The organism is Streptomyces sp. NPDC034103, assembly GCF_055575395.1.
This window is the reverse complement of record NZ_JBVISS010000008.1, coordinates 309,237-321,935: the sequence shown is the minus strand read 5'-3', so window position 1 is coordinate 321,935 and position 12,699 is coordinate 309,237. Positions and strand designations below refer to the sequence as shown.

Below are 12,699 nucleotides of genomic sequence, written 5' to 3'. Positions count from 1 at the left end.
AGGACCCGGCCCGCGGCCCCCGGCGACCTCAGGAGGCCTTGGCGAAGACCACCCACACCTGGCCCTCGGCGAAGTTCACCGGGTCGCCGCCGTCCGTCGTGAACGTCGTGCCGTCCCTGGCCGTCCCGCGCTCCCAGATGACGTCGTACGCCTTCCCGCCGCGCAGCACCTTCGCCTTCCCGGAGCCCACGGTCTCGGTGTACGGCGTGTTGTTGCCCAGGAAGTCGTGGAAGTCGGACCTGCGGATCTTCACGTACTGCACCACGACCGTCGCCGGGGCGAGCCGCTTGCCCGTGGTCGTCACGGCCGGTGCGCCGTCCATCGAGACCAGGTAGCGCCCGCGGCTCGACGACCAGGTGAAGGTGAACGAGGCCGCCGGGTAGCGCACGGTCTCGGAGGTGTCCCTCGTCCCGCCGGCCGGGGCGCTGCCGAAGGTGAACCCGGTGGTCAGGGCGTCCGGGCCCGGAACCGTGGGCGTCAGGCGGTCGGGGCGCACGTAGAGGTTGTGCGGCGCGGGCCTGGTGGCGCCGCGGTGGTAGGCGCCGGACGTCTTGTCGGGCGTCTGCGCGTTCAGCGGCGCCTTGTCGATCAGCGGCAGCAGCTTGCCCTGCGCCCCGGAGAAGGCGAGCGTGGGGTTGTCGAACTGGCGCAGCAGCTCCAGATCGGACTCCCGCGCGCTGCGCACGGGTCCGACGATCTTCGGGAGCTTGGTGGCGTACACCGCCATCAGCCGGCTCAGACCGCCCTCGACCTGCTCGGTGTAGACGACGTCCGCGGAGTCGGTGCCGGTGTGCGGCCGGGCCGCCCGGGCGTTGTCGATCTTCACGGCGAGCACCGACGCGCCGGTCAGCCCGCTCTGCGGCGGCCACTGGTCCTCGCCCTGGTCGGGTGTCCCGCTCCGGCCCCCGCCGTGTTCGGTACCCCTTCCGTCCTCGACCGGCCCCGGCCGGTTCGTGCCCGTGCAGCCCGCCGCCAGGGAAACCGTCAGAGCGGCGGCCAGCAGTGCCGCCGCCGTCGTGGCGCGTGTCGTGCGCGCCCTTCGCCCCATGCCCACCGTCGCCACCCAAGAGTCGTTTCACTGATTGTGCGCTTATGCGTTCATTGCTGGCCATACCCGGTCGGGTTCGGTGGCCCGGGGTGAATACCTCCGAAGGGGCGGGTCCCTACGCCGAGCGGCCGAAGAACGCGGTTCGGCGTCGTGTGCCCCGGGTACCCGGGGCGCCTCCGCCGCGCGGAAGGGAGCCCACGATGAAGGCAGTGACCTGGCAGGGCAAGCGGGACGTACGGGTGGAGGAGGTGCCCGATCCACGGATCCAGGAGCCGACGGACGCGGTCATCCGCATCACCTCCACCGGGCTGTGCGGCTCCGACCTGCATCTCTACGAGGTGCTCACCCCGTTCATGACACCGGGTGACATCCTCGGGCACGAACCCATGGGCATCGTCGAGGAGGTCGGCGCGGGGGTCCAGGACCTCAAGGCGGGCGACCGGGTCGTGGTGCCGTTCCAGATCGCCTGCGGCAACTGCTGGATGTGCCTGAACGCGCTGCCGACCCAGTGCGAGACCACGCAGGTCACCAGCGAGGGCATGGGCGCGGCCCTGTTCGGCTACACCCGCCTGTACGGCGCGGTCCCGGGAGCCCAGGCCGAGTACCTGCGCGTCCCGCAGGCCCAGTACGGCCCCATCAAGGTGCCCGAGGGCCCGCCGGACGACCGGTTCGTCTATCTGTCCGACGTGCTGCCGACGGCCTGGCAGGCGGTCGAGTACGCCGACATCCCGCAGGGCGGCAGCGTCGCCGTACTGGGCCTCGGGCCCATCGGTGACATGGCCTGCCGGGTCGCTCAAGTGCGGGGCGCCGGGCGGGTGTTCGGGGTGGACCTGGTGGGCGATCGGCTGCGCCGGGCACGCGCGCGGGGTGTCGAGACGTACGACCTCCGCAGCTTCGACAACGAGAAGGAGCTCGTGCAGGCGATCCGTGACGAGACCGACGGCCGAGGCCCCGACGCCGTGATCGACGCGGTCGGCACCGAGGCGCACGGCAGCGCGGCGGCCCGGCTGGCGCAGCAGGCCACGGCCGTGCTGCCGCGCCGGATCAGCGGCCCGTTCGCCGAGCGCTTCAGCATCGACCGGCTCGCCGCCCTGTACACCGCCATCGAGCTGGTGCGGCGCGGCGGCACCCTCTCGCTCGTCGGCGTCTACGGCGGGATGGCCGACCCGATGCCGATGCTCACCCTGTTCGACAAGCAGATCCAGATGCGGATGGGGCAGGCGAACGTGCGCCGCTGGAGCGACGCGATCATCCCCTACCTCACCGACGAGGACCCGCTCGGCGTCGACGACTTCGCCACCCACCGACTGCCGCTCAGCGACGCGCCGCACGCGTACCAGATGTTCCAGCGCAAGCAGGAGGGCGCGGTCAAGGTGCTGATGCAGCCCTGAGTCCGACTGCCCCGGCGGCCCAGGGTCAGGGGCCGCCGAGGATCTCGTCGAGGTCGTACCGGACCGGCTCCTCCAGCTGCGCGTAGGTGCAACTGGTGGGAGTCCGGTCCGGGCGCCAGCGGCGGAAGCGGGCGGTGTGCCGGAAGCGTGCCCCGTTCTCCATGTGGTCGTACGCCACCTCGGCCACCCGGTCCGGCCTGAGCGGCACCCACGACAGGTCCTTCTTGCCCGACCAGCGGCTCGGTGCGCCGGGCAGCCGGGCCGTCTCGTGGGCGGCCTCGTCCGACCAGGCCGCCCACGGATGCCCGCTGACGTCGTCCATGCGCAGCGGCTCCAGCTCCGCCACCAGTTCGGCGCGCCGCTTCATCGTGAACGCGGCCGACACGCCCACGTGCTGGAGCACACCCTGGTCGTCGTGGAGGCCGAGCAGGAGGGAGCCGACGACCGGGCCGCTCTTGTGGAAGCGGTAGCCGGCGACCACGACATCCGCCGTGCGCTCGTGCTTGATCTTGAACATGGCCCGCTCGTCCTGGAGGTAGCGCAGGGTGAGCGGCTTGGCGATGACCCCGTCGAGCCCCGCGCCCTCGTACTGCTCGAACCAGCCCCGCGCGACCTCGATGTCGGTGGTCGCCGGCGCCAGATGGACCGGCGGGGTGACGTCCTCCAGGGCTCTTTCCAGCAGCGCGCGCCGGTCGGTGAGCGGGACGTCCAGCAGCGACTCGTCCGCCAGGGCCAGCAGGTCGAAGGCGACGAAGGACGCCGGGGTCCGCTCGGCCAGCGTGCGCACCCGGGAGTCGGCCGGGTGGATGCGCTCGGTGAGCGCGTCGAAGTCCAGCCGCCCGTCCCGCGCGATGACGATCTCCCCGTCCAGCACGCATCGCTTCGGCACGCGCTCGCCGAGCGCCGCCACCAGCTCCGGGAAATACCTGGTCAGCGGCTTGCCGGTACGGCTGCCCAACTCGACCTCGGTACCGTCGCGGAACACGATCGCCCGGAACCCGTCCCACTTCGCCTCGTACTGCATGTCCGGCGGGATCTTCACCACCGACTTGGCGAGCATCGGCTTCACGGGCGGCATCACCGGCAGATCCATGCTGCTGATTCTGCACCTGTACGTCACTGAATGCCCGGTGTGCGAGGTATGCGTGGTGCGCCTACCGTGGCTGGCATGGGAGACGCGGTGGAACTGGAGGTGGGCGGCCGGACCGTACGGCTGTCCAGCCCGGACAAGATCTTCTTCCCGGAGCGTGGCTTCACCAAGCTCGACCTCGCCCGGTACTACCAGGCGGTCGCCCCCGGCATCCTGCGGGCCCTGCGGAACCGGCCCACCACCCTGGAGCGCTATCCGGACGGGGTGGCCGGCGAGTCCTTCTTCCAGAAGCGCGCGCCGAAGAACATGCCCGACTGGATCCCGACCGCGCACATCACCTTCCCCAGCGGCCGCAGCGCCGACGAGATGTGCCCCACCGAGGAGGCCGCGGTCCTGTGGGCCGCCCAGTACGGCACCCTCACCTTCCACCCCTGGCCGGTACGCCGCGACGACGTGGACCGCCCCGACGAACTCCGGATCGACCTCGACCCGCAGCCGGGCACGGACTACGACGACGCCGTGCGTGCGGCCGGTGAACTCCGTGCCGTGCTGGAGGAGTTCGGCGGACTGCGGGGCTGGCCGAAGACGTCCGGCGGCCGGGGGCTGCACGTCTTCGTGCCCATCGAACCCCGCTGGACCTTCACGGAGGTCAGGCGGGCCGCCATCGCGGTGGGCCGGGAGATGGAACGCCGGATGCCGGACCAGGTGACGATCAAGTGGTGGAAGGAGGAGCGGGGCGAGCGCATCTTCATCGACTACAACCAGACCGCCCGGGACCGCACCATCGCCTCCGCCTACTCCGTACGGCCCCGCCCGCACGCCCCGGTCTCCGCGCCCCTGCGCTGGGACGAGGTCGGCGAGGCGCATCCCCAGGACTTCGACCTCGCGACCATGCCCGCGCGCTTCGCCGAACTCGGCGACGTGCACGCCGACATGGACGACCACGCCTTCTCCCTGGACGCCCTGCTGGAGCTGGCCCGCCAGGACGAGCACGACCACGGACTGGGCGACCTGCCGTACCCGCCCGAGTACCCGAAGATGCCCGGGGAGCCCAGACGGGTACAGCCGAGCCGGGCGCGGCACGAGGACAGTTGACGGCCCGTCGCGGACGACCGGGTCCGCACGTCAGATGGGTGCGGCCCGCCGCCACCGCGACGGGCCGCACTCGTCGATCATCTGAGGGACCCGGGCGTCCCGCTCACAGCTCCTTGATCCGGATGTCCCGGAAGGAGACGACGTCCGTCGTGCCGTGCACCTGGAGCCCGAGGTAGCCGGTGGCGAACCGCCTGCCGTCCGTGCCCGGGTCGTCCGCGCGGGACGGCACGAAGTCCTGGCCGCCGACGTTGTCGAACTCGTTGATCAGCACACCGTTGCGGTAGACCGAGTAGTGCTGGTCGACCACCCGGATCTCGTAGTCGTTCCAGGTGCCCTTCTGGGTCACGCCCGCGCCGGCCAGGCCCACGCGGTCGAACCCGTAGATCGAACCCGTCTTGTACATGTCGCCGTCGGGCCGGTCCAGGATCTGCACCTCGTGCCCGTACTTGATGGCGACCCACTCCGGCCGGGGCTCCTCCGGATGGTCATGGACCCACGGGAACCGCACGAGCACACCGGAGTTGGCGTTGCCGGTGCCGGGCGCGTCGTCCCGCCACTGCAGGCGCAGCGAGAAGTCGCCGTACTTGCGCTCGGGGAACCACAGCATGCCGAGCCCCGACCTCGTCGTCCCCGAGGTGATGGACCCGTCGGCGTTCAGACCGAACGAACCCCCGCCCACGTGCTGCCACTTGGCGAAGGACTCCGCGCTGCCGTCGAGGATGGTGCGGTAGCCCTCGGTCTGCCCGGGCCTGCCGATCCCGGACTGCCGGGCGGCCTTCCGGATCGCGTTGTACTCCCGCTGGTCGACGACCCCTTCCTTCAGCAGCCTGTCGAGGACGGTCTTCACGTGCTTGAGGAACAGGGCGTGGGAGGTCCACTCCTTCTCGTCCTCGATCAACTCGTTGATCCGGCACCGGCTGTTGGTGAGCCGGTTGGGCACCCCGGAGTCGACCTCGCCGACGATCACCGTCAACCGCTCGTCGAACTCCGGGCAGTTGGGAGCGGGCACCTGGCTCGACACGACGGTGAAGGTCACCGTCCGGGCGGCGGCGGTGTTGCCCGCCTTGTCGCTCGCCCGGTAGGCGAGGGTGTGGGTGCCGGCACGGTCGACGACCACCGGCGCGGTGTACGCGAGGTAGGGTCCCCCGTCGATCGAGTACTCGATCCGGTCGACACCGGAACCGCCGTGCTCGTCCGCCGCGCTCACCGTGACCCGGGCGTTGCCGACGTAGGCCCCGTCCGAGTTCCTGGTGCCCTCGACGGTCACGCCCGTCACCGGCGGTGTGGTGTCCGGCGTCGGCGTCGCCACCACCGTGAACCGCACGCTCTTCACGGCGGCGACATTGCCCGCCTTGTCGGTGGCCCGGTAGCGCACGGTGTGGGCGCCGATCTGGTGCACCATCACGGGCGCGGTGTACGGCTGCCAGGCACCGTCGCCGATCGCGTACTCGATGGTGTTGACCCCGGAGCCGGTGTCCGAGGCGGACACGGTCACCGTCGCCATGTCGAGGTAGGCCCCGGTGGCGTCCTGCTCGCCGGTCACCGTCGCGGAGGCGTCCGGGGCAGTGGTGTCGTCGGAGGCAGGCGGGACGACCGTGAACTGGACGCTCTTCTCGGCGGAGACGTTGCCCGCCTTGTCGAGCGCCCGGTAGCGGATCGTGTGGCTGCCGACCTGGTCGACGACGACCGGGGCGGTGTACGGCAGCCAGTCGCCGGTGCCGCCGACCGCGTACTGGATGCCGTCGACCCCCGACCCGCCGGGGTTGTCCGTCGCGCTGATCGCGACACTCGCCGAGCCGACGTACTCGCCCTGCGCGTTCTGTGTCCCGGTGACCTGTGCCGCCGCCTCGGGCGGGGTGGTGTCCTCGCCGGTGCCCTCGGTCACCACGAGGATGCCCTGCATCTGCCCGTGGCCCGGGATCGTGCAGTGGTAGAAGTAGCGGCCCGGGGTGAGGGTGACCTCGGCGGTGTGGCGGCCGCCCATGTCGTCGTTCGGGTTGGCGAGGATGTTCAGCGTGACGTCGCTGTTGAACTCGGGGTCGCTCGTCACGAACGTCAACGTGTGCGGCATCCCGGTGGTGTTGCCGGTCGCCGTGCTGTTCTCGAAGACGATCGTCGCCGGTCCCGCCACCGCCGTCGCCGGGGCCGAGGTGTACTTGGTGATGTCGTCACCGGCCGTCCAGGTGAGCGTCTGGGCGGCGGCGGTGGCCCGTTCCACGGGTTGCCGGGCGGAGACGGGGGCCGTCTGGAGGCCGAGCGTGATCAGTACGGCGGCCAGCAGGGCGGTCAGCACTCTGCGTCGCTGTCTCACCGAGCAGCCCCCCTCGCCAGTTGACCGGCGGCCGGAGTGGCGTCGCCGCCCGTGTAAGTGACCCGCCACAAAGCCGACTTGGCGTCCGAGGTGAAGAACCCACGGCCGTAGTCGAGGACGTACAGCGAGCCGTCCGGACCGAACTTCCAGTCCATGAGGTTCTTGATGCCGTCGTTGCCGATCGGCACGATCTTCTTCAGCGACTCCGAGTGCACCGGCAGGCCGCCCTCCCCGTGTGTCCTCGGATCGGTGATGACCGCGTTGCGCGGCTGGTCGGCGTCGTAGAAGTCACCCACGAACCACTTTCCGTCCCAGTACGCGGGCCAGGCGGTCGCACCCGCGCTCGCCGCGTCGTAGCGGTAGACCGGGCCGTTCATCGCGGCCTGACCGCCGCCCTTCAGCCACGGCAGCAGATAGGTGGACTCCTCCTGCTTGTAGGAGGGGATCCCGTTCGCGTCGCGCGGGAAGTCCGGTGCGCCGCCCTGGGGCGAGTACCAGATGTTGTTGCCGGTGACCGGCGGGAGGTTGACGAGCCCGTCGTTGTTCGGGGACTCGTTCTTCGGGTGGTCGCAGTCGTACCAGCCCAGCGGTTTGGTCGGATCGGGGAGGTTGCGGTCGCGGTAGGGCTGCTTGTTGCCCATGCAGTACGGCCAACCCCGGTTGCTCGCCTTGGTGATGACGGCGAACGTGTCGTACTTCGCCGGACCCCAGGTGGTCGAGGGCGCCGAGGCGTCCGGGCCGACCCAGCCGGCGTACAGGATGTCGGTCGTACGGTCGACGAAGATGCGGGCCGGGTTCCTGACCCCCATCACATAGATCTCGCCGCGGGTCTTCCCGCCGCCCTCGTCGGTCTCCCGGCCGGTGAAGAGGTTCCCGGCGGGGAGGGTGTACGTCCCGTCCGGCTCCGGATGGATGCGCAGGATCTTGCCGTTGAGGTTGTTGGTGTTGCCGGCGGTGCGGCGCGCGTCGGCGAAGGAGACGCCCTTGAAGTTCGGCTCCGGGTTGTTGCCCGAGTAACCACCGCTGAAGCCACTGGAGTTGTTGTCACCGGTCGCGATGTACAGGTTGCCCCGGGAGTCCCAGGCCATCCCGCCGCCCGCGTGGCAGCAACTGTGGATCTGTACCGGCCACTTGAGCAGCACCTTCTCGCTGCCCAGGTCCAGCTTGTTCGTGGCGAGGTCGAGCGTGAAGCGGGAGACCCGCCGCTCGGCCATGCGGGTGTCGCGGTTGATCCGGGAGTGCGGGGTGTAGTGCAGGTACACCCACCCGTTCTCCTCGAACCGCGGATCGAGCTCGATGCCGAGGAGCCCCTCCTCGACCTTCACGAGTTCGTCGCCGCCGCCCTTGTTGCCGAAGACCGTCAACGCCCCCGCCAGGGTGACCTTCTTGGTCGTCGGGTCGTAGACGTGGATCTCGCCCTTGCCCTTGCCGATGTCGGGGTTGTTCCAGTCGGTCACGACGGGTTGCGAGGAGTCCGCGCCGCCGCGGCCGATGTAGAGCACCCGTCCGTCGGGCGCGGCGACCAGGCCGTGCGGCTCGCCGATCTGGTCGTTCTGGCCTGGCTGGTTGGGCTGGGTGAGGCGCTCGGCCTTGTAGTTGCCGGTGATGGTCGCCTTGCAGTCGGCCCGCGCCAGCCGGGTGGTCCACATCAGGGCGCCGCGCAGATGCGCGCGGAAGTCGCTCTCGTCGTACGACGACACCGTGCCGCCCATGCCGGTGTAGAAGGAGCGGCCGCCGTCGTAGTCGCGGCACCAACTCACCGGGTGGTCCGAGCCGTTCCGGCCGGGGCCCGGCTGGTACGACGACTCGCGGACCCGGGCGACGGTGTGCACCTCGCCCGACGGGTTCTTGGCCCAGTTGAACCACTGATCGGGTCGCTTCCACTGCACCGGAAGGTCCTTCGTGGCCGGATGCCGGCGGTCCCCGACCTCGACGACGGCTCGCTGCACGGCCGTTGGGCCGCCGGCCGCCGGACGGGCGCCGACGAGGCCGGTGAACCAGTCCGAGTACGGCTCCGCGCGGGCGGCGTCATGGATGCCGACGAATCCGCCGCCGGCCTCCATATAGGCCTCCAGACCGGCCTCCTGCTCCGGATCGAGGACGTCACCGCCGCCGGTCAGGAAGACGATCGCGTTGTAGCGGCCGAGCCTCGTCTCGTTGGTGAACACCGAGGCGTCATCGGTGGCCTCGGTCCTGAACCGCTGCTCGGCGGGGCCCGTCAGGCCGATCTTCTCGATCGCCGCGATGCCCGCGTCGACCACCGGCGACTCCTCCCCGGCGGCGGAGCCGTGGAAGAGCAGCACGCGTACGTTCGCGCCACCCGGCGGCGACTTGATGGACATCGTTGTCAGGGGTGGTTCCGGGGCCGGACGCGCGCTGGCGGCGGGACCCGCCAGCAGTCCGGCGACGACGACCCCGGCGGTCACACCCGCCACGCCGACCCGTCTCCTCGTGCTCAACCCTCGTAAGTGCATGGGCACCTCCTCGGTCACAGCGACAGCGCGATGGAAACTAGACCCCTTCGCGCAACTCGCCAATAGCTATGACCGAGTTGGAGTCAACTTTGTCCTGAGTGTGGATAAACAGCGGAAGCGCCGGTACCGTCTCACAGGTTCATCACAGGTACGCCTCCGCAAATTCCGTATCAGGGTGGGGAGTTCCGCATGGACAGACGCGGGTTCAACCGGCGGGTGCTGCTCGGCGGCGCGGCGGTGGTCGGCACCGGCGCGGCCGCGACATCGTTGTCGCTGGCGCCGGACGCGGCGAGCGCCGACGGTACGGCGCGGACCGCACCGGCCGGGGGCGAGGTGAGACGCATCAAGCTGTACGCCGAGAAGCTCGCCGACGGGCAGATGGGCTACGGCTTCGAGAAGGGCGGCGCGACGATCCCCGGCCCGCTCATCGAGCTCAACGAGGGCGACACGCTGCACATCGAGTTCGAGAACACCATGGACGTCAGGGCGAGCCTGCACGTCCACGGCCTGGACTACGAAATCACCAGCGACGGAACCTCGTTGAACAAGAGCGACGTCGAGCCCGGCGGCACCCGCACCTACACCTGGCGCACCCACGCCCCGGGCCGCCGCAAGGACGGCACCTGGCGGGCGGGCAGCGCCGGCTACTGGCACTACCACGACCACGTGGTGGGCACCGAGCACGGTACGACCGGTATCCGGAAGGGCCTGTACGGCCCGGTGATCGTCCGACGCAAGGGCGACGTCCTGCCGGACGCGACCCACACGATCGTCTTCAACGACATGCTCATCAACAACAAGCCGGCGCACTCCGGCCCCGACTTCGAGGCCACCGTGGGCGATCGCGTCGAGTTCGTGATGATCACGCACGGCGAGTACTACCACACCTTCCACATGCACGGACACCGCTGGGCCGACAACCGCACGGGCATGCTCACCGGCCCCGACGACCCGAGCCAGGTCATCGACAACAAGATCGTGGGCCCGGCGGACTCCTTCGGCTTCCAGGTGATCGCGGGGGAGGGGGTCGGGGCGGGCGCGTGGATGTACCACTGCCATGTCCAGTCCCACTCGGACATGGGGATGGTGGGCTTGTTCCTGGTGAAGAAGGCGGACGGGACGATCCCGGGGTACGAGCCGCACGAGCACCGGCACGGTCACTGACGGGCGGGGTCGCACGGGGGCCATGCCCTAGGCCTTCTCGGCGTCGTACGGCGGTGCGCACGCTGCTCCCGTCCGCCGCGCAGGCTCGTTTGCGGCGTCGGAGAGCGCTCTCACACGCGGTCGGCCAGGGCTATCCTGATCCGCAACCGCGAGGAGGGCCCCGAAGTGACCGAGACAGCACCGCGTCCCACGCTGGAGGCCGTGGCCGAGCGGGCCGGGGTCTCGCGGGCCACCGTGTCCCGGGTGGTGAACGGCGGTGACGGGGTGCGGGAGCCGCTCGTCGAGCGGGTCCGGCGGGCGGTGGAGGAGCTGGGGTACGTGCCCAATCAGGCAGCCCGCAGCCTGGTGACGCGCCGGCACGACGCGATCGCCGTGGTGGTCGCCGAACCGGAGACCCGGGTCTTCGCCGACCCCTTCTTCGCACTGCAACTCAGGGGCATCAGCAAGGAGTTGACGGCCCACGACAACCAGCTGGTCCTGCTGCTCACGGAGGGCCGCGACGACCACGCCCGGGTGGGCCGGTATCTCGCCGGCGGCCACGTCGACGGGGCGCTCGTCTTCTCCCTCCACCTGGACGATCCACTGCCCGGGCTGATCCAGGGCGCCGGCATCCCGACCGTGTTCGGCGGGCGACCCGGCTGGAAAGGCGGCACCGGGGACGACGTCGTGTACGTCGACAGCGACAACCGGGGCGGGGCGCGGGACGCCGTACGCCATCTCGTGGGGCTCGGCCGCACGCGCGTCGCGCACATCACCGGCGCCCTGGACCAGACGTCGGCGGTGGACCGGCTGGAGGGGTTCCGGGACGTCACGGGGGACACCGACCCGGGGCTGGTGGTCGAGGGGGACTTCACCCCGGGCGGTGGGGAGCGGGCGATGCGGGAGCTGCTGGAGCGGTGCCCGGACATCGACGCCGTGTTCGCCGCGAACGACCTCACCGCCACCGGCGCTCTGCGGGTGCTGCGCGAGCGGGGCCGCCGGGTCCCGGAGGACGTCGCCGTCATCGGCTTCGACGACATGCTCCCGATCGCGGAACAGACCGACCCGCCCCTGACGACCATCCGCCAGGACATCGAGGAGATGGGGCGGCTGATGGCGCGGCTGCTGCTGGGCGGGGCGGGGGAGGCGTCGTCGGGGGTGATACTGCCGACGACGCTGGTACGCCGGGCCTCGGCCTAGACCGGCCGGCGGCCCCGTTCCGCGCGGCTCCTGTCGCCCCTCACCTCGTCACCCCGCCATCGGCGCGCTCTTGATCACCGCGAACCTGGCCCCGTACGGGTCGGTCAGGCGGGCCACACTGCCGACGCCCTCGATGTCCGTGGCGGGCATGCGGACGGTGCCCCCGAGTTCCGCCGCACTGGCGGCGACCGCTTCCGTGTCGGAGACCTCGAAGTACGGCAGCCAGTACGGCTCGCTCTCCTCGGCGGACTCGGCCAGGGGGATCAGGCCACCGAACATCCCGTCCTCGGAGGTGCCCGCGGGGTTGAGCGTGGTGTAGGTGCCGCCGGGGAAGTCGACGCCGTAGGTCTCCAGGCCGAGGACGGCGTTGTAGAAGAACGCGGCGGCGGGCTGGTCCGGTGTGTAGAGCTCCAGCCAGCACAGCGAGCCGGGCTCCTGGACGACGTCGAGGCCCTTGTTGCGGCCGGGCTGCCAGATGCCGAAGGAGACGCCCGCCTTGTCGGCGAGGATGGCCATGCGGCCCTGGTCCATGACGTCCATCGGCTGCATCAGCACCGCGCCGTGCGCCTGCTCGGCGGCCTTGGCCGTGGCGTCCGCGTCCGCGGTCTGGAAGTACACCGTCCACGAGGGCGGGCCCTGCTCCGGGGTGGTCTGCATGCCGGCCGCGGCCGTCCGGCCGTCCAACTCGAAGAAGCCGTAGCCGCCGACCTCGGGCGGCCCGGGCCGGAACCGCCAGCCGAAGAGGGCGCCGTAGAAGGACGCGGCGCCGTCGATGTCGGGGGTGCCGAGATCGATCCAGTTCGGAGCGCCGCTGACATAACGGGTCGTGAGCATCGCTGCCCCTCCTCATCGGGGTCCCGTTGCCTGTATTGCCGAGTCTCGCACCGCCCACTGACAATCGCCCCGGGCAGTGACCGTCCGTGACCGTCAAGCCTCTCCCAGTTTTC

The 12,699-nt window shown here is 70.7% G+C and carries 9 protein-coding genes; 4 read left to right on the top strand and 5 right to left on the bottom strand.

Annotated features, from left to right (window positions below; all coding sequences use genetic code 11):
* Window positions 1-28 precede the first annotated feature (28 nt).
* Window positions 29-1,048 (bottom strand): DUF3048 domain-containing protein, encoded by a 1,020-nt coding sequence (locus ACZ56U_RS19960; RefSeq protein WP_469085312.1) that lies wholly within the window; start codon window positions 1,046-1,048, stop codon window positions 29-31.
* A 200-nt stretch (window positions 1,049-1,248) separates the two neighbouring features.
* Between ACZ56U_RS19960 and ACZ56U_RS19955 the strand changes: the two genes are divergently transcribed.
* Window positions 1,249-2,439 (top strand): zinc-dependent alcohol dehydrogenase, encoded by a 1,191-nt coding sequence (locus tag ACZ56U_RS19955; protein ID WP_469085311.1) that lies wholly within the window; start codon window positions 1,249-1,251, stop codon window positions 2,437-2,439.
* 25 nt (window positions 2,440-2,464) lie between these two features.
* Here ACZ56U_RS19955 and ACZ56U_RS19950 read toward each other — a convergent pair whose 3' ends face one another.
* Complete coding sequence (locus ACZ56U_RS19950; protein WP_469085310.1) at window positions 2,465-3,532, bottom strand: ATP-dependent DNA ligase; 1,068 nt, start codon at window positions 3,530-3,532, stop codon at window positions 2,465-2,467.
* A 75-nt stretch (window positions 3,533-3,607) separates the two neighbouring features.
* Here ACZ56U_RS19950 and ligD point away from each other — a divergent pair, with 75 nt between their 5' ends.
* Window positions 3,608-4,624: a non-homologous end-joining DNA ligase gene (gene ligD / locus ACZ56U_RS19945; RefSeq protein ID WP_469085309.1), complete on the top strand. Its 1,017-nt coding sequence runs from the start codon at window positions 3,608-3,610 to the stop codon at window positions 4,622-4,624.
* Window positions 4,625-4,727: 103 nt separating this feature from the next.
* On the opposite strand, the gene ACZ56U_RS19940 is transcribed toward ligD, so the two are convergent.
* A complete protein-coding gene (locus ACZ56U_RS19940) occupies window positions 4,728-6,935 on the bottom strand; it encodes an OmpL47-type beta-barrel domain-containing protein (protein ID WP_469085308.1) in 2,208 nt (735 codons plus the stop codon).
* A complete protein-coding gene (locus ACZ56U_RS19935; protein ID WP_469085307.1) occupies window positions 6,932-9,409 on the bottom strand; it encodes a ThuA domain-containing protein in 2,478 nt (825 codons plus the stop codon). Before ACZ56U_RS19935 ends, ACZ56U_RS19940 begins: the two co-directional genes overlap by 4 nt.
* A gap of 189 nt (window positions 9,410-9,598) precedes the next feature.
* On the opposite strand from ACZ56U_RS19935, the gene ACZ56U_RS19930 reads away from it, so the two are divergent.
* Both ACZ56U_RS19930 and ACZ56U_RS19925 read left to right on the top strand, forming a co-directional pair.
* Entirely contained in the window at window positions 9,599-10,573 is a 975-nt protein-coding gene (locus tag ACZ56U_RS19930) for a multicopper oxidase domain-containing protein (RefSeq protein ID WP_469085306.1), read from the top strand.
* 165 nt (window positions 10,574-10,738) lie between these two features.
* Window positions 10,739-11,752, top strand: coding sequence for a LacI family DNA-binding transcriptional regulator (locus tag ACZ56U_RS19925; protein WP_469085305.1), 1,014 nt, complete (start codon window positions 10,739-10,741; stop codon window positions 11,750-11,752).
* Between the two features lie 48 nt (window positions 11,753-11,800).
* On the opposite strand, the gene ACZ56U_RS19920 is transcribed toward ACZ56U_RS19925, so the two are convergent.
* On the bottom strand, window positions 11,801-12,586 hold the full coding sequence (locus ACZ56U_RS19920) for a VOC family protein (protein ID WP_469085304.1): 786 nt from the start codon (window positions 12,584-12,586) through the stop codon (window positions 11,801-11,803).
* Window positions 12,587-12,699: the final 113 nt, after the last annotated feature.